Annotated in this window: 15 protein-coding genes and 1 pseudogene; 10 read left to right on the top strand and 6 right to left on the bottom strand. The window is 67.8% G+C overall.

What is annotated here, in order from left to right:
• Window positions 1–299 precede the first annotated feature (299 nt).
• Window positions 300–1,250, top strand: a complete 951-nt coding sequence (locus AC3WQZ_RS32840) for a DUF3047 domain-containing protein (RefSeq protein ID WP_439668291.1) — start codon at window positions 300–302, stop codon at window positions 1,248–1,250.
• Window positions 1,251–1,268: 18 nt separating this feature from the next.
• Here AC3WQZ_RS32840 and AC3WQZ_RS32835 read toward each other — a convergent pair whose 3' ends face one another.
• The 3 genes from AC3WQZ_RS32835 to AC3WQZ_RS32825 are packed head-to-tail and all read right to left on the bottom strand — an operon-like array spanning window position 1,269 to window position 3,827.
• A complete protein-coding gene (locus tag AC3WQZ_RS32835; protein ID WP_010814796.1) occupies window positions 1,269–2,294 on the bottom strand; it encodes a DUF2891 domain-containing protein in 1,026 nt (341 codons plus the stop codon).
• Window positions 2,295–2,346: 52 nt separating this feature from the next.
• Window positions 2,347–3,540, bottom strand: a complete 1,194-nt coding sequence (locus tag AC3WQZ_RS32830; RefSeq protein WP_011616099.1) for a M20 aminoacylase family protein — start codon at window positions 3,538–3,540, stop codon at window positions 2,347–2,349.
• Window positions 3,537–3,827: a hypothetical protein gene (locus tag AC3WQZ_RS32825; protein ID WP_136227796.1), complete on the bottom strand. Its 291-nt coding sequence runs from the start codon at window positions 3,825–3,827 to the stop codon at window positions 3,537–3,539. The genes AC3WQZ_RS32830 and AC3WQZ_RS32825 overlap by 4 nt, the downstream gene beginning before the upstream one ends.
• 48 nt (window positions 3,828–3,875) lie before the next feature.
• Here AC3WQZ_RS32825 and AC3WQZ_RS32820 point away from each other — a divergent pair, with 48 nt between their 5' ends.
• The 5 genes from AC3WQZ_RS32820 (at window position 3,876) to AC3WQZ_RS32800 (ending at window position 9,599) form a co-directional block, all read left to right on the top strand.
• Window positions 3,876–5,462 carry an ABC transporter substrate-binding protein gene (locus AC3WQZ_RS32820; RefSeq protein WP_010814794.1) on the top strand — a complete coding sequence of 529 codons (1,587 nt, stop codon included), beginning with the start codon at window positions 3,876–3,878 and terminating at the stop codon, window positions 5,460–5,462.
• 153 nt (window positions 5,463–5,615) lie between these two features.
• Window positions 5,616–6,593 carry an ABC transporter permease gene (locus AC3WQZ_RS32815; RefSeq protein ID WP_010814793.1) on the top strand — a complete coding sequence of 326 codons (978 nt, stop codon included), beginning with the start codon at window positions 5,616–5,618 and terminating at the stop codon, window positions 6,591–6,593.
• Window positions 6,594–6,596: 3 nt separating this feature from the next.
• Window positions 6,597–7,529 carry an ABC transporter permease gene (locus tag AC3WQZ_RS32810; protein ID WP_010814792.1) on the top strand — a complete coding sequence of 311 codons (933 nt, stop codon included), beginning with the start codon at window positions 6,597–6,599 and terminating at the stop codon, window positions 7,527–7,529.
• 13 nt (window positions 7,530–7,542) lie between these two features.
• Window positions 7,543–8,541 (top strand): ABC transporter ATP-binding protein, encoded by a 999-nt coding sequence (locus AC3WQZ_RS32805; RefSeq protein ID WP_010814791.1) that lies wholly within the window; start codon window positions 7,543–7,545, stop codon window positions 8,539–8,541.
• A gap of 26 nt (window positions 8,542–8,567) precedes the next feature.
• Window positions 8,568–9,599, top strand: coding sequence for an ABC transporter ATP-binding protein (locus tag AC3WQZ_RS32800; protein ID WP_167686585.1), 1,032 nt, complete (start codon window positions 8,568–8,570; stop codon window positions 9,597–9,599).
• Window positions 9,600–9,646: 47 nt separating this feature from the next.
• On the opposite strand, the gene AC3WQZ_RS32795 is transcribed toward AC3WQZ_RS32800, so the two are convergent.
• On the bottom strand, window positions 9,647–10,849 hold the full coding sequence (locus AC3WQZ_RS32795; RefSeq protein ID WP_010814789.1) for an ABC transporter substrate-binding protein: 1,203 nt from the start codon (window positions 10,847–10,849) through the stop codon (window positions 9,647–9,649).
• Between the two features lie 290 nt (window positions 10,850–11,139).
• Between AC3WQZ_RS32795 and AC3WQZ_RS32790 the strand changes: the two genes are divergently transcribed.
• Window positions 11,140–13,248 (top strand): molybdopterin-containing oxidoreductase family protein, encoded by a 2,109-nt coding sequence (locus AC3WQZ_RS32790; RefSeq protein WP_058698453.1) that lies wholly within the window; start codon window positions 11,140–11,142, stop codon window positions 13,246–13,248.
• A complete protein-coding gene (locus AC3WQZ_RS32785) occupies window positions 13,245–14,378 on the top strand; it encodes an aminopeptidase (RefSeq protein ID WP_010814787.1) in 1,134 nt (377 codons plus the stop codon). Before AC3WQZ_RS32790 ends, AC3WQZ_RS32785 begins: the two co-directional genes overlap by 4 nt.
• 13 nt (window positions 14,379–14,391) lie before the next feature.
• Here AC3WQZ_RS32785 and AC3WQZ_RS32780 read toward each other — a convergent pair whose 3' ends face one another.
• Complete coding sequence (locus AC3WQZ_RS32780) at window positions 14,392–17,700, bottom strand: acetyl-CoA carboxylase family protein (protein ID WP_492301961.1); 3,309 nt, start codon at window positions 17,698–17,700, stop codon at window positions 14,392–14,394.
• 208 nt (window positions 17,701–17,908) lie between these two features.
• Between AC3WQZ_RS32780 and AC3WQZ_RS32775 the strand changes: the two genes are divergently transcribed.
• Complete coding sequence (locus tag AC3WQZ_RS32775; protein ID WP_010814785.1) at window positions 17,909–18,571, top strand: TetR/AcrR family transcriptional regulator; 663 nt, start codon at window positions 17,909–17,911, stop codon at window positions 18,569–18,571.
• 188 nt (window positions 18,572–18,759) lie between these two features.
• Window positions 18,760–20,442 carry a long-chain fatty acid--CoA ligase gene (locus tag AC3WQZ_RS32770; protein WP_010814784.1) on the top strand — a complete coding sequence of 561 codons (1,683 nt, stop codon included), beginning with the start codon at window positions 18,760–18,762 and terminating at the stop codon, window positions 20,440–20,442.
• Window positions 20,443–20,514: 72 nt separating this feature from the next.
• Here AC3WQZ_RS32770 and AC3WQZ_RS32765 read toward each other — a convergent pair.
• Window positions 20,515–20,735 (bottom strand): annotated as a pseudogene (locus tag AC3WQZ_RS32765) (hypothetical protein); the annotation flags it as partial.

Here is a 20,735-nt window from a genome sequence, read left to right as displayed (position 1 = left end):
AAAGTAGGTCATCGCCAGGCTCTTATTCCGCAGAACCCCCAGCCCCAAAAGGCTGGGGGTTTTTGCTTTGGCGCGGCACAAACGCCCGGGGGTCGGCGCAGGCACGCATGTCCTCGTTGTTTTCATGCCGCATCGCGGGTCGCCGAGCATTCCGGGACTGTCCGCCTTCTGCTATGGTCGACACCCAAGTGCCCACATGCGGCACGAAGGCGGTTGCAACGCTTGTTTGCAGCAAGTAGTGAGCAATAGCCGGACCCTTGCCAACAGAGCAGGTCCGGATTCGGGTTCCGAGGGGTTACATGACGGCCAAGGTGTTTCGGCTGGTTTTGACTGGCGCCGCCGGCGCGCTGCTGCTGGCAGGATGCGCATCTACTCCCCCTGTTTCCGCGGTTCCTCCGGGTGACACGGCCGCTGTGGCCGGCACTTCCGCGATCGATTGCCAGGCATTCGCCAGGCGCATGGCCGCGTACGCGGCAGCGCAGACGGATCCGGCGGTGACTGCCATATCGTCGCCCGACCCGCTGGCTGCCGCCAACACCAGTGCGGCGGAAGCCGAGGCGGGTGATGACGGCGAAGTCGCCGATGCCGCGCCGCCGCCGACCCTGGTCACGCTGCCGTTGTTCTCGGTGTCACCGCATCGCGACCAGTTGCCGGTCGGCTGGCAGCCTTGGACCATCAACCGCAACAAGACGCCCACCCGTTATTCGATGGCAGAGGTCGACCAGCGCGTGGTCGTCCATGCGAAGGCCGAGAGTTCGGCCTCCGGCCTGTATGTCCCGCTGCGCGATCGCGATGCCGGCATGCTGCGCTGGACCTGGAAGACCAGCGGCATTATCCGCAACGCCGACAACAGCCACGGCCCGCGCGAGGATTCGCCGTTGCGCCTGTTCGTCGCCTTCGATGGCGACAAGGGTGCGCTGCCCTTGAAAGACCAGCTGATGTACGAGATGGCGCGGCTGACCACCGGCCGGGAAATGCCCTACGCCACGCTGATGTACATCTGGGGCGGACGGCGCGCGGAAGGCTCATTGGTGAAGAACCCGCACACCGACCGGGTACGCATGATCGTGGTGGATAGCGGCATGAAGCACGCCAATGAGTGGCGTTGCCATGAGCGCGACCTGCGCGCCGACTACCGCAAGGCCTTCGGGACCGACCCCGGCCCGGTCATCGCCGTGGGCATCATGACCGATACCGACAACACCAAGAGCAAGGCCGAGTCCTGGTACGGCGACATCGCGCTGGACTGAAGCGCCCCGGCGGCGCCTTCAGCCGCCGATAGGCTCGGCCAGCGCGAGCACCGCGAACGAGGCCAGCCAGTGCGTGGACACATACTCGCCCTCGACCGCCTGCGGCAGCGATGCCTCGAGATGATCGGACCATGCCCGGATGGCCAGCGGCCGCAGCGGCTCGGGCAAGGCGGGCTCCAGCATGCGCCAGCACCAGGCGCGCGAAAGGTTGAGCCCGTCCAGGTGCGAGGTCTTGGGGTCGCTGCGATTGGTCACTTCGACCGGCGTCAGCCAATTAGCCAGTTCCGCCTGCCCCGGCACGAACAACTCCCACCATTCTGAAAACGCGCAGCCGTCCATCACGGCGTGCATCAGCACGGCTTCGGTCAGCCCGCCGGACAGGAATTCATCGCCGCCGGGCTCATATCGCGCCGGGTATTTCTGATCATGTCCGAACCAGCGGTGGGCGCGCCGCACGATGGCGCGCCGCAAGGTGAAGTCCTGGTGTGTGCGCGCATAGGCCATGGCCATGACCAGGGCGAAGGCGCTGTTGTAATGGGTGCCGGTGCGCACCGGGAATACCGCTGCATCCAGGAAATCCGCCAGTTGCCGTGACAGGTGCGATGCCAGCGGCGCGCATGCCTCGGCCCAGGTGGCTGCCTGGGCGTCCTGCCGCGCCAGCGCCAGCAACTCCGCCTGCAGTTTCAGCATCCAGCCCCAGCCATAGGGGCGTTCGAAGGTGCGCGAAAGGGGCTGCTGGAAGTAGGCCAGTTCGACCGCAATGTGCTCTGGACGCAGCTGGGCGTCCAGCGTTGCGCGGATGCGGGGCGCCTCCTCCTGGTCCGGCGACAGCGCCAGCAGCCGCACCAGCAACCAGTGCATGTGCACGCTGGAGTGCCAGTCGTAGCTGCCGCAAAAGACCGGATGCCTGGCCGACGGTTCGGCCAGGTCACCGGCGCTGGCCATCATGTGGTCCAGCTTGTACGGATAGCGGCGCAGGATATTGTCCAGCGCCACGCGCGCGAAGCTGCGCGCTGTCTCGCGATCCAGCGCCAGGCGGCCCATCGCGGATGCTCCCCAGTTTTTTTATCGTTGTGCTGTGCTCAGGTGCGTAACGTCACGCAGGCGCCAGCCACTTTTCCACCAGCCGCACGAAGAACGTCGAGCCCACCGGCAGCAGTTCGTCGTTGAAATCGTAGCTCGGGTTGTGCAGCATGCAGGGCCCGATGCCATGGCCGGCGTCGCGATGGCCGCCGTCGCCGTTGCCCAGGAACAGGTAGCAGCCCGGCTTGTGCTGCAGCATGAACGAGAAATCCTCGGCGCCCATGGTGGGCTCGACATTGCTGTCGACGTTGTCCGCACCGACCAGTTCCGCGGCGACCGCGGCCGCAAAGCCGGTCTCGGCCTCGCTGTTGATGGTCGGCGGATAGTTGCGGTGGAATTCGTATTCGATGGTGCAGTCGAATGCCGCCGCCACCGCGCGCGCCACTTCTTCCATGCGCCGTTCGATCAGGTCCAGCACCGGCACCGTGAACGTGCGCACCGTGCCGCCGATCCAGGCCTGGTCCGGCACGATATTGGTGGCGTCGCCTGCGTGGAACTGCGTGACCGAGATCACCGCGGTATCGATCGGGCGCTTGTTGCGCGTGATGATGCCCTGCAGCGCCGACACGATCTGCGCAGCGGTGAAGACCGGGTCGTTGCCGTTGTTGGGCATGGCCGCATGCGCACCCTTGCCGCGCACCACAATGCGGAATTCGTTGCTCGATGCCATCAGCGGGCCCGCGCGCGTGCCGAACGCTCCGACCGGCATGCCCGGCCAGTTGTGCACGCCGAACACCGCGTCGCACGGAAAGCGCTCGAACAGCCCGTCCTTGATCATTTCGCGGGCGCCGCCGCCGCCTTCCTCGGCTGGCTGGAAGACCAGGTGCACGGTGCCGTCGAAGGGCTTGTGCTGCGCCAGGTAGCGCGCCGCGCCGAGCAGCATGGCGGTGTGGCCGTCGTGGCCGCAGGCGTGCATCTTGCCGGTGTGCTGCGAGCGGTGATCAAAGGTGTTCGCTTCCTGCAGCGGCAGCGCGTCCATGTCGGCGCGCAGGCCGATGGTGCGCGGGCTGTTGCCGTTGCGGATCACGCCCACCAGGCCGGTGGTGCCCAGGCCGCGATGCACTTCGATGCCCCACGATTCCAGGTTCTGCGCGACCACGTCGGCAGTGCGCTGTTCTTCGAAGCAGAGTTCCGGGTGGGCGTGGATGTCGCGCCGGATCGCGCGGATTTCGGCTTGTGCCTGCAGGATTTCGGGGATGAGCTTCATGATGCCTGGCTGCCCTGGACGTTAGGGGCGTTAGCGTTGGATACCCCGATCATACGATGCCTCTCCGCAAAGCGCCAAAATGCGGCGATTTCCTGCGCGCTTGCCAGGTTGGCGCAGTGCAATATGCCAGCGCGGGTGGGTTTCCCCGCATTGCCGCGACATGCGCACTGCTGGAACAGTTCATGCTTGAAGTGCCCGGCCGGCAATTTCGTCGCTTTGTGATGCGCAACCGCACCCCAAACCGCACCAAAACGCAGCGCCGCCGCGTGACCCGCGGCGCGGCGCATTGCCGATCCTAAAACGTCTGCTTCACTTCCTACAGGGAGAATTGCGCGATGTCCCTTCGCACTTTCAAGAAGGCAATTGGTGTGGTGGCGGTAGCCGGGGCCCTTGGCCTGGCGCTCGCCGGCACCGCCCAGGCCGCGGACCTCAAACTGGCCATGAGTTCGCCGCCAACCTCGATGGATCCGCACTTCTACAACCTGTTCTCCAACATCAACGTCTCCGAGCATATCTTCGACTCGCTGACCAAGATGGATCCGGACAGCCGCATCATCCCGGGCCTGGCCGAGTCGTGGAAGCTGGTCAACAACCTCACCTGGGAATTCAAGATCCGCAAGGGCGTGAAGTTCCACGACGGCTCCGAGCTGACCGCCGAAGACGTGATCTGGTCGCTGGACCGTCCGGCCACCATCCAGAACAGCCCGGGCAAGTTCGATGTCTACACCAAGGCGATCGTCAACAAGAAGATCATCGACAAGCACACCATCCAGCTGACCACCAACCAGCCTTATCCGCTGATGCTGAACGACCTCACGTCGATCTTCATCGTGCAGAAGAAGGCGACGCAGGGGCTGAGCTCGGATGACTTCGCGCAGGGCAAGGGCATGGTCGGCACCGGGCCGTTCAAGTTCGTCAGCTATGCCCGCGACGACCGGGTCGAGCTGGTGCGCAACAACGACTACTGGGGCGCCAAGCCGGCCTGGGACAAGGTTACCCTGCGCTTCATCCCCAATCCGGCGACGCGCCTGGCGGCGCTGCTGTCGGGCGACGTGCAGGCCATCGAGAACGTGCCCACGCCTGACCTGCCCAAGGTGCGCCAGGATCCCAAGCTGTCGTTCTTCTCCAAGATCTCGCACCGCGTGATCTACCTGTATTTCGATGCCAAGCGCGACAAGTCGCCCTACGTCACCACCAAGGAAGGCGCACCGCTGGACAAGAACCCGCTGAAGGACGCGCGCGTGCGCAATGCCATCAGCATGGCGATCAACCGGCAGGGCATCAAGGACCGCCTGATGGAAGGCCTGTCCGAGCCGACCAACAACCTGGTGCCGCCGACGCTGTTCGGCTATAACCCCAACCTGAAGACGGTCAAGTACGACCCCGAGGCCGCCAAGAAGCTGCTGGCCGACGCCGGCTTCCCGAACGGCTTCGGCGTGACGCTGCATACGCCCAACAACCGCTACGTCAACGACGAGAAGATCGCGCAGACGATTGCGCAGAACCTGACCCGCATCGGCATCGCCACCAAGGTCGAAGGCATGCCGATGGCGACATACTCGTCCAAGGGCATCAAGCACGAGTGGTCGTTCGGGCTGCTGGGCTGGGGCGCGCAGACCGGTGAGGTCAGCTCGCCGCTGCGCGCGCTGCTGGCGTGCGAGGACAGCAAGAAGGGCTTCGGCACCACCAACTGGGGCGAGTACTGCAACCCCAAGATGGACGTGGTGCTGGAGAAGGCGCTGTCCACCGTGGATGACAACGAGCGCTCCAAGCTGCTGCAGGAGGCCACCGCAATCGCGATCAACGATGGCGGTATCGTCCCGATCCACCAGCAGGTGACCACCTGGGCCACACAAAAGGGCATCGTCTACGTGCCGCGTACCGACGAGCGCACCTACGCGCATAACTTCAAGCCCCAGTAAGCTCCGGTCAACCCAGACAGGAGCCTCGGCCCGCGGATGGTCTGCTGGCCGAGTTTGCGGTGCCGCGCATGGCTGCCGCGCCACACCCGGGAAGCGCCACGGCGCGGCCCGGGCGTGGCGTGCCTTCGCGCGCGAAAGGAAAGTGGTTCGAACATGCTGGTCTTTATCATCCGGCGCCTGATGCAGAGCGTGGTTGTGCTCTTCGTCATGTCGCTGCTGGTTTTCCTCGGCGTCTTTGCCATCGGCAATCCCGTCGACATCCTGATCAACCCGCAGGCCGACCAGGAGGACATCAAGCGCACCATCGCGGCGCTGGGCCTGGACAAGCCGCTGTGGGAGCAGTACTGGGTGTTCCTGCAGAATGCGCTGCAAGGCAACCTGGGCACCTCGTTCGCGCACGGCACGCCGGCACTCAAGCTGATCTTCGAGCGCATGCCCGCCACCATGGAGCTGGCCATTTGCGCGATCCTGCTGGCGATCGTGCTGGGCATTCCGCTGGGCCTGTGGGCCGGGCTGCGGCCCAAGGGCATTGCCGGCAAGTCGATCATGGCGGTGTCGATCCTGGGCTTCTCGCTGCCCACCTTCTGGGTCGGGCTGATGCTGATCATGGTGTTCGCGGTGCAGCTCGGCTGGCTGCCCTCCAACGGGCGCGGCGAGACCGTGCGCGTGCTCGGCATCCCGCTCAGCTTCCTGACTGCCGACGGCATCCGCCACCTGGTCCTGCCGGCGGTGACGCTGTCGCTCCTGAATATCGCCATGGTGATCCGGCTCACGCGCGCCGGCACGCAGGAGGCGATGATGCAGGACTACGTCAAGTTCGCGCGCGCCAAGGGCCTGTCGAACACGCGCATTGTCGGCGTGCATGTGCTGAAGAACATCCTGATCCCGATCGTCACGGTGATCGCGCTGCAGTTCGGCTCGATCATCGCATTTGCGATCGTGACCGAGACCATCTTCGCCTGGCCCGGCATGGGCAAGCTCATCATCGACTCGATCCAGCTGCTGGACCGGCCGGTGATCGTCGCCTACCTGATGGTGATCGTGACGCTGTTCATCCTGATCAACCTGGTGGTGGACATCATCTACAGCATGCTCGATCCGCGCGTGCGCATTGCCGACAACAAGGGCTGAGCCATGAGTGCCGTATCTGTAGAACAAGAGGACAAGACCCCGCCGCTCGCCGCGGCGCGCGAACAATCGCCGTGGCGGCGCTTTGCCGCGGAGTTCTTCTCCAGCAAGATTGCTGTGGCCGGACTGGCCACGCTGGTCGTCATCATCCTGATCGCCATCTTCGCGCCGTGGCTGGCGCCGCAGAACCCCTATGACCTGGCCACGCTGGACGTGCTCGACGCGCGCCTGGCGCCGGGCGAGCAGGCCGGCACCGGCATGACCTTCCTGCTGGGTTCGGACGAGCAGGGCCGCGACATCCTGTCGGCGGTGATGTACGGCCTGCGCATCAGCATCGGCGTGGGCGTGGTCAGCACCGTGATCGCGCTGCTGCTGGGCGCCACGCTCGGCCTGCTGGCCGGCTTCCTGGGCGGTCGCACCGAGGCCTTCATCATGCGCGTGGCCGACCTGCAGCTGTCGTTCCCGCCGATCCTGCTGGCGCTGATCCTGCTAGCCTTCCTGCGCCCGGGCCTGGGCAATATCGTGATCGCGCTGGTGGCGGTACAGTGGGCCTACTACGCCCGCACCACGCGCAGCGCCGCACTGGTGGAGCGCCGCAAGGAATATATCGAGGCCGCCACCTGCCTGGGCCTGCCGCCGATGCGCATCATGTTCCGCCACCTGCTGCCCAACTGCCTGCCGCCGCTGATCGTGATCGCGGCGCTGCAGGTGGCCTCGGCGATCACGCTGGAAGCGACGCTGTCCTTCCTCGGGCTGGGCGTGCCGGTCACGGAGCCCTCGCTGGGCTCGCTGATCTCCAACGGCCAGCAGTACATGCTGTCGGGCAAGTACTGGATCAGCTTCTTCCCGGGCATTGCGCTGGTGGTCACCATCGTGGCGATGAACCTGGTGGCCGACCAGTTGCGCGACGTCCTCAACCCGCGCCTGCAGACGCAATAACCAGGAGCGGTACATGGCACAACCGACATTGGTGGTTGAACACCTGAAGACGCAATTCCACACGCGCGGCGGCATCGCCAAGGCCGTCGACGACGTGTCCTTCACCGTGGGCCGCGGCGAGATCATGGGGCTGGTGGGCGAGTCCGGCTCGGGCAAGTCCATGACCGGGTATTCGATCATGGGCCTGATCGATCCGCCCGGGAAGATCGTCGACGGCCGCATCGCGCTGACCAGCCGCGACGGCATCACCCGCGACCTGCGCGCGCTCACGCCGGCGCAGCAGCGCGACGTGCGCGGCAACCGCATCGCGATGATCTTCCAGGACCCGATGATGACGCTGAACCCGGTCCTGCGCATCGACACGCAGATGATCGAGGCGGTGCTGGCCCATGAGAAGGTAGGCAAGGCGGTGGCGCGCGAACGCGCGCGCAATGCGCTGGCGCGGGTCGGCATCCCGTCGCCGGACGAGCGCCTGCAGGCCTATCCGCACCAGTTCTCGGGCGGCATGCGCCAGCGCGTGGCGATCGCGATCGCGCTGCTGAACAAGCCCGACCTGATCATTGCCGACGAGCCCACCACCGCGCTGGACGTCACCATCCAGGGCCAGATCCTGTACGAGATGCAGACCCTGTGCCGCGAATCGGGCACGGCGTTGATCTGGATCACGCACGACCTGTCGGTGGTGGCGGGACTGGCCGATACCGTGTGCGTGATGTACGCCGGCAAGATCGTCGAGGCCGGCGACGTGCGCCAGGTGCTGGAGCACCCCGAGCACCCCTACACCCACGGGCTGATCAGCTCGGCGCCGTCGCGCAATCCGCGCGGCACGCCGCTGCGGCAGATCCCGGGCATGACGCCGTCGCTGCTGAACCTGCCGGGCGGCTGCGCGTTCCGCGAACGCTGTCCCTACGCCACCGCTGCCTGCAAGACCGAGCCGCCGCTGGAGACCGCCGCCGACGGCCGCCGCCTGCGCTGCTTCCATCCGGTGCTGGCCAACCAGGAGGCAGCATGAGCGCAACTGAACTGCAATCCCGACCGATGACGAATCCTGCAGCGGAAGAGGGGGGCACGCCGAGCGCGCCGATCCTGGAGCTGCGCGGCGTGTCCAAGCGCTTCGTCAAGTCGCTCGACACCGCCGCGCGCATCGCCAACCTGTTCGGCGCCCATGCGCATGACGAGGTGGTGCACGCGGTCGACCGTGTCGACCTGAGCATCCGCGCCGGCGAAGTGGTGGGCCTGGTCGGCGAGTCCGGCTGCGGCAAGTCCACGCTCGGGCGCATGGCCGTGGGCCTGCACTCGCTGACCGAGGGCGAGCGCCTGTGGCGCGGCATCAACCTGGACCACCTGCCACCCGACAAGCGCCGCGAGAAGCAGCTGGCGATCCAGATGATCTTCCAGGACCCGTACGCCTCGCTCAATCCGCGGCTGCGCGTGCTGGATATCGTGGGCGAGGCGCCGGTGGTGCACGGCATGGTCGAGCGCGGCGCGCAGAAGGGCTATGTGGAAGACATGCTGGTGCGCGTGGGCATGGACCCGACCGTGCTGCGGCGCTTTCCGCACCAGTTCTCCGGCGGGCAGCGCGCGCGCATCGGCATTGCCCGGGCGCTGGCGGTCAAGCCCGAGTTCCTGGTGTGCGACGAGTCGGTGGCGGCGCTGGACGTGTCGATCCAGGCCCAGGTGCTGAACCTGTTCATGCGCCTGCGTGAAGACCTGAACCTGACCTACCTGTTCATCAGCCATGACCTGGGCGTGGTCAAGCACATCAGCGACCGCGTGGTGATCATGTACCTGGGGCGGGTGGTGGAATCCGCGCCGACCGAAGACGTGTTCGCCGCGCCCAACCATCCCTATACCCAGGCCCTGCTGGCCGAGGCGCCCAAGCTGGAGGTGGCCCGCAAGACCTATGTGGCGATCCGCGGCGAGATCCCGTCGCCGCTGAACCCGCCGCCGGGCTGCCACTTCCACCCGCGCTGCCCGCATGCGATGCCGCGTTGCCGGGAAGAGCAGCCGCTGCTGAAGGAGATTGCGCCGATGCGGTTCTCGGCGTGTCACCTGAACGACATGGAGTAGGGCCTGGTTTTCTCCTCCCTGCGCGAGGGAGGAGAAAACCTTGAATCTCAGCGGATCACCTGCCCCTTCGAATTGATGATCGTCATCTCCACAAACTTCGAACCCACGTGGTTCTCCGGCGTGAAGTTGATGATAAACCCGCCGAGGTCATAGCTGCGCATTGACTCCAGCGCGGTCACCAGCTTCTCGCGCGTCAGGTCCTTGCCCGCGCGGCGCAGGCCCTCGGTGAACGTCTTGGCGGAGATAAAGCCTTCGATGCTGGCGTAGTCGAATTCGCTGGGCTTGCCGGCGGCCTGCAGCAGGCGCAGGTACTCCCGCACGATCGGCAGCGTGGCGTTGCCCGGGTGCGGCATCACCTGCGAGATGATCACGCCGCTGCCCTGTGCGCCGACCTCGTTGGCCAGCGCCTGCGTGCCGACGAAGGAGACGTTGTAGAACTGGCCGTTGTAGCCGCGGCGCAGCGCTTCCTTCACGAAGGCGCCGGCGGTGCGGTAGGCGCTGATCATCACCACGGCGTCGGGCCTGGCCTTTATCGAACCCTGGATGGCGTCGCCGATTTCCGTGGTGTTGCGGACCACGGGCTCGCGCGCGACGATCTGTACGCCGCTGTCGGGCGCGGCCTTGAGCGCGCGCTCCAGGCCATCCAGCCCGGCCTTGCCGTAGGCGTCCTCGTTGTAGACCACGGCCACGCGCTTGAGCCCGGTGGTCTGGATCTGGCGCAGGATGGCCGCGGTTTCCTCGTTGTAGCCGGCGCGCACATGGAAGACGTAGCGGCTGCGCGGCTCGCGCAGCGACTGCGCCCCGGTGTACGGGCCGAAGAACGGCACCCGGGCCTGGATTGCCAGCGGCAGCGCGGCCTGGCTGGTGGGCGTGCCGACATAGCCGAAGAGGGCGAAGACGCGGTCTTCCTCGATCAGCTTCCTGGTGTTCCTGGCGGCGGGCTCGGGCTCGTAGTAGTCGTCCAGCGCCTCCAGCCGGATCTTGCGGCCGTGGATGCCGCCCTGCTGGTTGATATGGTCGAAATACAGCCGTGCGCCCGAGTTCATCTGCTTGCCGAGCACGGCGGTCGGGCCGGTCAGCGCGGCGGACTGGCCCAGCAGGATGGTGTCGGCGGTGACGCCGTTTTCGGATGTGGCGGGGGTGCCCGCCGTGTTGGCTGCGAAGGCAGCGCAGGATGCGCCACCCGTGCCGATGGCGCACGCCACCAGCAGGCCGGCAAGCCGGCCATTGACCCCGGATCGGAACGACATAAACCCCCCGCGAAATGTGGTTCGGTTACCCGTTTGCCGCGTCGGCCGGTCTCTTGCCGGCGAATTGCTCACGTCGTGCGGCATGGTGCGCGTACCGGTCTGTGCCGGCAGCGCGCCGGCACATCATAATCGAATACAATCGGATCGAGATACTCCCCGCCATCCCCCCGCACGGCCGGGAAAGCGCCGCCCGCCGGCGCGGCTCGGGCGCCGCTACCAGCGCGCCTGCGCCGGCATCTCCAGTTCCGTACGACCGAACGAAAAAACAACACACCCCGCCCGGAGACCCCATGGCTTCCCGCATCGTCCGCGCCGCCTGCCCGCATGACTGCCCCGATACTTGTGCCTTGCTCGTCACCGTCGAGGACGGCCGTGCCGTCAAGGTAGCGGGCGATCCCGACCATCCCGGCACGCAGGGCGTGCTGTGCACCAAGGTGTCGCGCTACACCGAGCGCACCTACCACCCGGACCGGCTGCTGACACCGATGAAGCGCATCGGCAGGAAGGGCGAAGGCAAGTTCGCGCCGATCTCCTGGGACGAGGCGCTCGACACCATCGCCACCCGCCTGCAGGCGATCGCGGCGCGCGATCCGCAGGCGATCGTGCCGTACAGCTACGCCGGCACCATGGGGCTGGTGCAGGGCGAGAGCATGGCCGCGCGCTTCTTCAACAAGCTGGGCGCGTCGCGGCTGGACCGCACCATCTGCGCCAGCGCCGGCGCCACCGCGCTGCGCTACACCTATGGCGCCAGCGTGGGCATGGACATGGAGCACGTGGTCGATGCCAGGCTGGTGATCATCTGGGGCGGCAACCCGATTGCCTCCAACCTGCATTTCTGGACCCGCGCGCAGGAAGCCAAGCGGCGCGGCGCCACGCTGGTGGCAATCGACCCGTACCGCTCGCTGAGCGCCGAGAAGTGCCACCGCCATATCGCGCCGATGCCCGGCACCGACGGCGCGCTGGCGCTGGCGCTGATCCATGTGCTGATCCGCGACGACCTGCTCGACCACGACTACATCGAACGCCACACCGTCGGCTTCGAGGCGCTGCGCGAGCGCGCGCAGGCCTACACCCCGGCACGCGCGGCCGAGATCTGCGGCATCCCGGCCGAGGACATCGAATGGCTGGCCGGCCTCTACGGCCAGCTGGCGGTGCGCGAGCGCCAGCCGGTGGCAATCCGCCTGAACTACGGCATGCAGCGTGTGCACGGCGGCGGCCAGGCGGTGCGCGCGGTGGCGTGCCTGCCGTCGCTGGTGGGCGCCTGGCGCCAGCCCGCGGGCGGGCTGCAGCTGTCGACCTCGGGCTTCTTCCCGATCAACGAAGCCGCGCTGCAGCGCCCCGACCTGCTGCCTGGCTGGCCGCAGACGCTGCCGCGCATCGTCAACATGAGCACCATCGGTGACGCGCTGCTGGCCGAGCCCGCGCCCGGCGCGCCGCGCATCGAGGCCGTGGTGGTGTACAACAGCAACCCGGTCGCGGTGGCGCCGGAATCCGGCAAGGTCGCCGCGGGCTTCGCGCGCGAGGACCTGTTCACGGTGGTGCTGGAGCACTTCCGCACCGACACCGCCGACTATGCCGACATCCTGCTGCCGGCGACCACGCAGCTTGAGCACACCGACGTGCACAAGGCCTACGGCCACACCTATTTCCTGGCCAACAACGCCGCCATCGCGCCGATGGGCGAGGCCCTGCCCAATACTGAGATCTTCCGCCGGCTGGCCCAGCGCCTGGGCTTCACCGAGGCGTGCTTTGCCGACAGCGACGAGGCCATCGCCGCGCAGGCCATCATTCCGGGCGATGCGCGCGCGGCCGGCATCAGCTGGGAATCATTGAAGGAGCAGGGCTGGCAGAAGCTGGCGCTGCCGGCGGCGCCGTTCGCCGAGGGTGGCTTCCCGACCGCATCGGGCAAGTGCCAGTTCTATTCTGAGCCGATGGCGCGCGACGGCCTCGACCCGCTGCCTGACTACGTGCCGCAGTACGAGGCGCCGCTGACCGCGCCCGAACTGGCGGCGCGCTATCCGCTGGCGATGATCTCGCCGCCGGCGCGCAACTTCCTCAACAGCTCCTTCGTCAACGTCGACAGCCTGCGCGCCACCGAGGGCGAGCCGCACCTGGACATCCACCCGGCCGACGCCGCCGAGCGCGGCATCGTGCACGGCGCCATGGTGCGCGTCTTCAACGACCGCGGCAGCATGGTGGCGCGCGCCCGCGTCACCGACCGCGCCCGGCGCGGGCTGGTGGTGGGCCTGTCGATCTGGTGGAAGAAGCTGGCCTCGGACGGCAAGAACGCCAACGAGCTGACCAGCCAGCGCCTGACCGACCTGGGCCGCGCGCCGGTGTTCTATGACTGCCTGGTGCAGGTCGAGGCCTGCACGGAAGGGGCAGTCCTGCCGGCATGACGCCGCAGCGTGGCCGCTGGCGCTGGGCGGCACTCCTGGCGGCGACCGGCCTCACCGCGGTGGTCCTGGTGACGGCCGGGTGCGAGGCCGTCGGCTACTACGCGCAGTCGATCGGCGGCCATCTGGGCGTGATGGCCCAGGCACAGCCGCTGACCGACGCCATCGCCAACGCGCGCGACGCCAACGATGGGCGCCTGGCGCAGCGGCTGGCGCTGGCCGGCCGCATGCGTGACTTCGCCTCGCGCGAACTGAAGCTGCCCGAGAACGGCAGCTACCGCCGCTACGCCAACCTGCACCGGCCCTATGTGGTGTGGAGCGTGTTCGCCACGCCCGAGCTGTCGATGGACCTGCGCAAGTGGTGCTTCCCCATCGTCGGCTGCATCAGCTACCGCGGCTACTACGCCCAGTCCGATGCCGAGCAGTATGCGCGGGGCCTGCGCCGCGACGGGCTCGAGACCTACGTTGCCGGCATCCCCGCCTATTCGACGCTGGGCTATTTCGACGACCCGCTGCTCAATACCTTCGTCTACCTGCCCGAGGGCGAACTGGCGCGGCTGATCTTCCACGAGCTCGCGCACCAGGTGGTGTACGTGCGCAACGACACCGCCTTCAACGAGTCCTTTGCCACCGCGGTGGAAGCCGCGGGCGTGGAGCGCTGGCTGGCCGAGGATGCGTCGGAGGACGCGCGCGCCAGCTATCGGCAGTACGATGCCCGGCGCCAGCAGTTCCGCGCGCTGTTGCTGGGCACGCGCGACCGGCTGGTGGCGCTGTACCAGACCCCGCTCGATGACGGCGCCAAGCGCGAGAGCAAGGCAAAGATCTTTGCCGACCTGCGCGCCCAGTACGCGCGGCTGCGCACGGAGTGGGGCGGATTCAGCGGTTATGACCGCTGGTTCGACCAGCCGCTGACCAACGCCCACCTGGCCGCGGTGGCCACCTACCAGCAGTGGGTGCCGGCCTTCACCGCGTTGCTGGCGCAGTGCAACGGCGACTGGCAGCGCTTCTATGACGAGGCTGCCCGTATCGGCGCGCTGCCCGCCGCCGAGCGCGAGGCCGCGCTGCAGCGGCTGGCGCCGCCGGCCACGCGCGCCGGCACGCTGACCGCGGGCGGAAAGACCGCGGCCAACTAAGCTGCCGCGTCGCTTACCAGGTATCGATGAACCGTCTCGGTGCGTTGGCCTGGCGGCCGAGGCTCCCCGGCGGCACCGAGGCCAGCCCGCGCAGCAGCCAGCGCCGCGTGTCGGCAGGGTCGATCACCGCGTCGATCTCCAGGTGGCTGGCCATGTTGAGCGCGCGGCCGCGCTGGTAGGCGCCGTCGACCATGCGCGCGAACAGCGCCGCGCGCTCGTCGGGGTCGGCCACGGCCTCCAGTTCCTTGCGGAAGCCCAGCCGGATCGAGCCCTCGATGCCCATCGCGCCGAACTCGCCGCTGGGCCAGGCCGCGGTGAAGAAGGGCGCGGCAAAGCTGCCGCCGGCCATGGCCTGCGCGCCCAGTCCGTAGCCCTTGCGCAGCACCACCGTGAAGAACGGCACGCGCAGCGCGCCAGCGGTGACAAAGAGGCGCGACACGTGCCGCACCGTGGCGGTCTTCTCGGCCTGCGGCCCGACCATGAAGCCCGGGGTGTCGCACAGCGACACCATCGGCAGCCCGTGCGCGTCGCACAGCTGCATGAAGCGCGCGGCCTTGTCGGCGGCGGCGCTGTCGATGGCGCCCCCGAGGTGGCGCGGGTTGTTGGCGATGCAGCCGAAGGCGCGGCCTTCGATGCGGATCAGCGCGGTGATGATGCCGGTGCCGAACGCCGCGCGCAGCTCCAGCACCGAGCCGCTGTCCGCCATGGCGGCGATCACCGCGCGCATGTCGTAGCTGCGCAGGCGGTTCTCGGGGATGGCGTGGCGCAGGTGGCGCGGGTCTTCCGCCTGCCAGTCATGCACGTCGCCCTGGAAGTAGGACAGGTAGCGTTGCGCGGCATCGACCGCGGCCGCTTCGTCATCGACCAGCACGTCGATCACGCCGTTGGGCCCCTGCACGCTGACCGGGCCCACTTCCTCGGGCGCGAACACGCCCAGCCCGCCGCCTTCGATCATGGCCGGCCCGCCCATGCCGATGGTGGCGCTGCGCGTGGCGATGATGACGTCGGCGCAGCCAAGCAGCGCGGCGTTGCCGGCAAAGCAGCGGCCCGACACGATGCCCACCAGCGGCACCTGGCCCGACAGCCGCGCGAACTGGATGAACGAGGTGCAGTCCAGCCCGGCCACCACCGGCATGTCGGTATCGCCGGGCCGCCCGCCGCCGCCCTCGGCAAACAGCACCACCGGCACCTGCCACTGGCGCGCCAGCGCCAGCATGCGGTCCAGCTTCTTGTGGCCGTAGAAGCCCTGCGTGCCGGCCAGCACCGTGTAGTCATAGGCCAGCACCATGCAGCGCGTATCGGCACCGGGAAAGCGCGCCGCGTTGACGGACCCGATACCGGTGACGATGCCGTCGGCGGGCGTGGCGCTGACCAGGTCTTCGACACTGCGGCGCTGCCGTTGCGCGGCGATGGCGAGCGCGCCGTACTCGATGAAGGAGCCGTCGTCGCACAGCCGGGCGATGTTCTCGCGCGCCGTTTGGCCGCCCTGGGCGTGGCGCCTGGCGACGGCCTGGGCGCGTGCGGCGTCGTGGCCGAGGGCGTGGCGCTCCAGCGTCTCGCGCAGGTCCGCGCGCACATGGTCGAGGTCGGCCGCCGCGGCGGTCTCGGCGGCATGGCCGGCATCGCCGCCGGGCGCCAGCACGATCACCGCGGCGCCGGCGCGCAGCGTGGCACCCGCGACGGCCAGCACGCGCAGCACGGTGCCGGCGGCGGGCGCCTCCAGCGGATGCTCCATCTTCATCGCTTCGATGATGGCCAGCGGCTGGCCGCGCCTGACCGTATCGCCTTCGCGCACGTGGATGGCGGCGAGCGCGCCGTCCATGGGCGCCGGCACGGCAATGGCGTCGTCAGGGACATCGGCCAGCGCATTGTGCTCATCGGCCGGGGCGCTGTCGGCCAGGCCGGGCGGCGCGTGCAGCACCGGGTGTTCGGCGTCGGCGGCGGCAAGCGCGGCCAGCGCCTGGTCCAGGTACTGCGTGTGCACGGCATTGCGGCGTATGTCGTCCAGCTGCAGCAGATCCTGCAGCAAGCGGCGGTTGGTGTCGATGCCTTCGATGCGGAACTCGCACAGCGCGCGGTAGGCGATCGCGAGCGCACGCGCAAAGTTGCCGCCGGGTTCGTGCACGATCAGCTTGGCCAGCAGCGAATCAAAGCGCGGATTCGCCGTCATGCCGGCAAAGCCCGCGCTGTCCACGCGCACGCCTGGCCCGTTGGGCGGCTCGAACGCCGTCAGCGTGCCGCTGGCCGGGCGCAGCTGGCCCTGCGCGTCGAGGTGCTCGGCATTGATGCGCAACTGCACCGCGATGCCGCGCGGCGCGGGTGCCTGCTCCAGGCCCAGGTCGGCCAGGCGCGCGCCGGCGGCGATGGCCAGCTGGGTTTGCACGAGGTCGACGCCGGTCACCATCTCGGTCACCGTGTGCTCGACCTGCAGGCGCGGGTTGGCCTCCATGAACCAGAACGATGGGCCGCCATTGCCGCTGTCTTCCACCAGGAATTCGAACGTGCCGATGCCGCGATAGGCGGCGGCGCGCGCCAGTGTGGCGGCGGCATCGGCCAGCCTTGCGCGCAGCGCGTCATCCAATGACGGGCTGGGGGCGATCTCCACCAGCTTCTGGTGGCGGCGCTGCAGGCTGCATTCGCGCTCGCCCAGCGTCAGCACGCGGCCCTCGGCGTCGGCGACCACCTGGATCTCGATATGGCGCGGCGCGGCGACGATGCGCTCCACGTAGACCGCACCATTGCCAAACGCCGCGGTAGCTTCCGAGACGCAGCGTGCGTAGGCCTCGTCGATCCCGGCAGCGCGATGCACGGCGCGCATGCCGCGCCCGCCGCCGCCGGCGAGCGCCTTGATCATCATGCCCGCTTGCCCGTCGAGGCTGGCGAAGAAGGCCCGCGCCTGCTCCGGCGAGGTCGGGCCGGCGGTGCCGGGCACGACCGGCACGCCATGCTCGCGCGCCAGCGCGCGGGCGCGGGCCTTGTCGCCGAACAGGCGCAGCACGTCGGGCGCAGGGCCGGCGAAGACCAGCCCGGCGTCCAGGCAGGCCTGCGCAAAGTCGGCGTTCTCGGACAGGAAGCCGTAGCCAGGGTGCACCATGCCGCAGCCCGCCCGCCGCGCAGCGTCCACCACGGCGGCAATGTCTAGGTAGGCGCGCGGACCAGTGCCGGGCAGCGCCACGGCCGCGTCGGCCTTGCGCACGTGCAGCGCGTCGCAGTCGTCTTCGCTGTACAGCGCCACGCTGGGGATGCCCATGGCCGCGGCGGCCCGCGCGATCCGGATAGCGATTTCGCCGCGATTGGCGATCAGGAGCTTGTGGTTCGTCATGAGCGGGAGCGTTGATGGCGTGTGTTGTGGGCGCAGTGCGGGTATGTACTCGTTGGTACATTTATTTACCGTTGGGTAAGATTCTGGGGTGATCGGGTATTGGCGTCAATTGGCCGTTTTCCCTTTCCCCTTTGGCGCCGCAGGCTGTGGCGTCAAGCAAGGGCTCGACCGGACTGGCGTAGCGAGCCCGCCATGCGAGAATTGCATCATGTCGATTGCACCCAGATCCGCACCGCTGAACCCGCCGTTGAGCACACCGCCAGAGCCGCAGCCGGCCCGCCCGCATATCGCCGAGCGCCAGGAGGCCCGCCGCCGCCAGATTCTCGATACCGCCGCGCAGCTCTTCTACAGCAAGGGCTATCCCGGCATGACCATGAACGACCTGTGCCGCGCGCTGGGCGTGACCAAGCCGGCGGTCTACTACTACTTTACTGACAAGTACGAGATCTTCGACATCCTGTGCCGCGAGTCGGCCCAGACCTGCCTGCCCGTGATCCGCGAGACCGCGGACCCCGCGCTGCCGGTGCGCGAGCGCCTGCAGGCCTGCCTGCTCGAGATGGCGCGGCGCTGCGTCGCCTGCCATGTGCCGGCCACGCTGAGCTTTCGCGACAACCAGTACCTGCGCCCCGACACCGTGGCGTGGCTCGACAGCATGGCGCGGGACTTCTATCGCGACCTCTATGCGCTGCTGGAAGAGGGCAAGCGCGATGGCGTGTTCGCCTTCGGCGACGCACGCGTGACGGCCCATGCGATCGGCAGCGTGGTGGGGTTCCTCTACACCTGGCATGAACCCGGCCGCATGGACCCGGAGACGCTGGCGCAGGAGCTTGCCGCCAGCATGATGAAACTGGCGCTGCCCAGCGGCGGCTGAGTGCGGATTTGCCTCACTAGGGGTTATCCCCCTACTTGCGCCCGATCGGTGGCGCATAATGCCCGTCAGGGGCACCAAGGCCTGTCCGGTGGCCCCGAGGACTTCGTCTAAGTTGTTGTTTTAACCGGGGCGCACGTTTAGCATCTCGGCAAAATCGAACGACCATTCAGAAATCAGGAGACGGTGCTATGGAAAGAATTTGGCTGAAACACTACCCGGCCGGCGTTCCCGCCGAGATCGATGCCAGCCAGTTCCGCTCGCTTGCCGCGCTGCTCGAGGCATCTTTCCGCACCTATGCCGACCGCAAGGCCTTCATCTGCATGGACAAGGCCATCACCTACGGCGAACTGGACCAGCTCTCGACGCACTTTGCCGCCTGGCTGCAGTCGCGCGGGCTGCGTCCCGGCGCACGCGTGGCGATCATGATGCCGAACGTGCTGCAGTACCCGGTGGTGCTGGCGGCGGTGCTGCGCGCGGGCTTCGTGGTGGTCAACGTCAACCCGCTCTACACCCCGCGCGAGCTCGAGCACCAGCTCAAGGACAGCGGCGCCGAGGCCATCGTGATCCTGGAGAACTTTGCCTCCACGCTGCAGCAGGTGCTGGCCAAGACCCCGGTCAAGCACGTGGTGGTGGCCAGCATGGGTGACATGCTGGGCGGGCTGAAGGGAGCGATCGTCAATTTCGTGGTGCGCAACGTCAAGAAGATGGTGCCGGCATGGGAGCTGCCCACCTGCGTGCGCTTCAACAGCGTGCTGGCCGAAGGCCGCAAGCTGACGCTGCAGCCGGCCACCACGGGGCCGGATGACATCGCCTTCCTGCAGTACACGGGCGGCACTACCGGCATCTCCAAGGGTGCGGTGCTGCTGCACCGTAACGTGGTGGCCAACGTGCTGCAGTCCGAGGCGTGGATGCAGCCGGCGCTGAACAAGGGCGCACACATCGACCAGCCCATCACCATCACCGCGCTGCCGCTGTACCACATCTTCGCGCTGACGGTCTGCTGCCTGCTGGGCATGCGCAGCGGCGGCACCAGCGTGCTGATCCCGAATCCGCGCGACATCCCGGGCTTCATCAAGGAACTGCAGAAGTACAAGTTCAACATGTTCCCGGCCGTCAACACGCTGTACAACGCACTGATCAACAATCCGGAAATCAGCAAGGTCGATTTCTCCGGCCTGCGCGTGGCCAACGGCGGCGGCATGGCGGTGCAGGAGGCGGTGGCCAAGCAGTGGCTGGCCAAGACCGGCTGCCCGATCATCGAAGGCTACGGCCTGTCCGAGACTTCGCCCTCGGCCACCTGCAACCCGACCGACACCGACGCATTCTCCGGCACCATCGGCATGCCGCTGCCGTCGACCGAAGTGGTGATCCGCGACGATGACGGCAAGGACGTGCCGCTCGGCCAGCCGGGCGAAATCTGCATCCGCGGCCCGCAGGTGATGGCCGGCTACTGGAACCGCCCGGACGAGACCGCCAAGGTCATGACCCCGGACGGCTTCTTCAAGACCGGCGACATCGGCGTGATGGACGAGCGTGGCTACACCAAGATCGTCGACCGCAAGAAGGACATGATCCTGGTGTCGGGCTTCAACGTGTATCCGAACGAGGTCGAAGGCGTGGTGGCCGAGTGCCCGGGCGTGCTGGAAGTGGCGGCCGTGGGCGTGCCCGACACGCACTCGGGCGAGGTCGTCAAGCTGTTCGTGGTGAAGAAGGATCCGGGGCTGACCGAGGCCGATGTGATCGAGTTCTGCAAGGAGCGCCTGACCGGCTACAAGCGGCCCAAGTACGTCGAGTTCCGCACCGAACTGCCCAAGACCAACGTCGGCAAGATCCTGCGCCGCGAACTGCGCGACAGCCGCAAGGCCGCCTGAGCGGCAGCCGCTGCCAACGACAACGGCCTCCCGAGTGGAGGCCGTTGTGCTTTCAGGCTGCGCCGCGGCGGCTCAGCACTCGTTCGATGGCGCCAGGCGGGCTTCCTGGCTGCCGTCGGGGTAGATCACCCGCACGCACGCGCCTGGCTCCAGCCCCGGCGCCGCCGGCGCGTTGGCCGACACGATCGTGCCGTCCATGGTTCGCACCTTGTACTGGAACAGGTCCACCTGCTGCACCGGCGCGGGCTTGTTGAACAGCCGGCTCAGGTCGAAGGCAAAGCCCACGCCCACGC

The organism is Cupriavidus sp. FW305-26 (genome assembly GCF_058787975.1).
Note: the sequence above shows the minus strand (reverse complement) of the source record. Positions and strands in the feature narration are given on the sequence as shown.

What these genes read in the sequence shown, in the direction of transcription:
- AC3WQZ_RS32840 (WP_439668291.1), top strand. Translation starts at nt 300, where the DNA reads ATGACGGCCAAGGTGTTTCGGCTGGTTTTGACTGGCGCCGCCGGCGCG.
- AC3WQZ_RS32835 (WP_010814796.1), bottom strand. Translation starts at nt 2,294, where the DNA reads ATGGGCCGCCTGGCGCTGGATCGCGAGACAGCGCGCAGCTTCGCGCGC.
- AC3WQZ_RS32830 (WP_011616099.1), bottom strand. Translation starts at nt 3,540, where the DNA reads ATGAAGCTCATCCCCGAAATCCTGCAGGCACAAGCCGAAATCCGCGCG.
- AC3WQZ_RS32825 (WP_136227796.1), bottom strand. Translation starts at nt 3,827, where the DNA reads ATGCGCCGCGCCGCGGGTCACGCGGCGGCGCTGCGTTTTGGTGCGGTT.
- AC3WQZ_RS32820 (WP_010814794.1), top strand. Translation starts at nt 3,876, where the DNA reads ATGTCCCTTCGCACTTTCAAGAAGGCAATTGGTGTGGTGGCGGTAGCC.
- AC3WQZ_RS32815 (WP_010814793.1), top strand. Translation starts at nt 5,616, where the DNA reads ATGCTGGTCTTTATCATCCGGCGCCTGATGCAGAGCGTGGTTGTGCTC.
- AC3WQZ_RS32810 (WP_010814792.1), top strand. Translation starts at nt 6,597, where the DNA reads ATGAGTGCCGTATCTGTAGAACAAGAGGACAAGACCCCGCCGCTCGCC.
- AC3WQZ_RS32805 (WP_010814791.1), top strand. Translation starts at nt 7,543, where the DNA reads ATGGCACAACCGACATTGGTGGTTGAACACCTGAAGACGCAATTCCAC.
- AC3WQZ_RS32800 (WP_167686585.1), top strand. Translation starts at nt 8,568, where the DNA reads ATGACGAATCCTGCAGCGGAAGAGGGGGGCACGCCGAGCGCGCCGATC.
- AC3WQZ_RS32795 (WP_010814789.1), bottom strand. Translation starts at nt 10,849, where the DNA reads ATGTCGTTCCGATCCGGGGTCAATGGCCGGCTTGCCGGCCTGCTGGTG.
- AC3WQZ_RS32790 (WP_058698453.1), top strand. Translation starts at nt 11,140, where the DNA reads ATGGCTTCCCGCATCGTCCGCGCCGCCTGCCCGCATGACTGCCCCGAT.
- AC3WQZ_RS32785 (WP_010814787.1), top strand. Translation starts at nt 13,245, where the DNA reads ATGACGCCGCAGCGTGGCCGCTGGCGCTGGGCGGCACTCCTGGCGGCG.
- AC3WQZ_RS32780 (WP_492301961.1), bottom strand. Translation starts at nt 17,700, where the DNA reads ATGACGAACCACAAGCTCCTGATCGCCAATCGCGGCGAAATCGCTATC.
- AC3WQZ_RS32775 (WP_010814785.1), top strand. Translation starts at nt 17,909, where the DNA reads ATGTCGATTGCACCCAGATCCGCACCGCTGAACCCGCCGTTGAGCACA.
- AC3WQZ_RS32770 (WP_010814784.1), top strand. Translation starts at nt 18,760, where the DNA reads ATGGAAAGAATTTGGCTGAAACACTACCCGGCCGGCGTTCCCGCCGAG.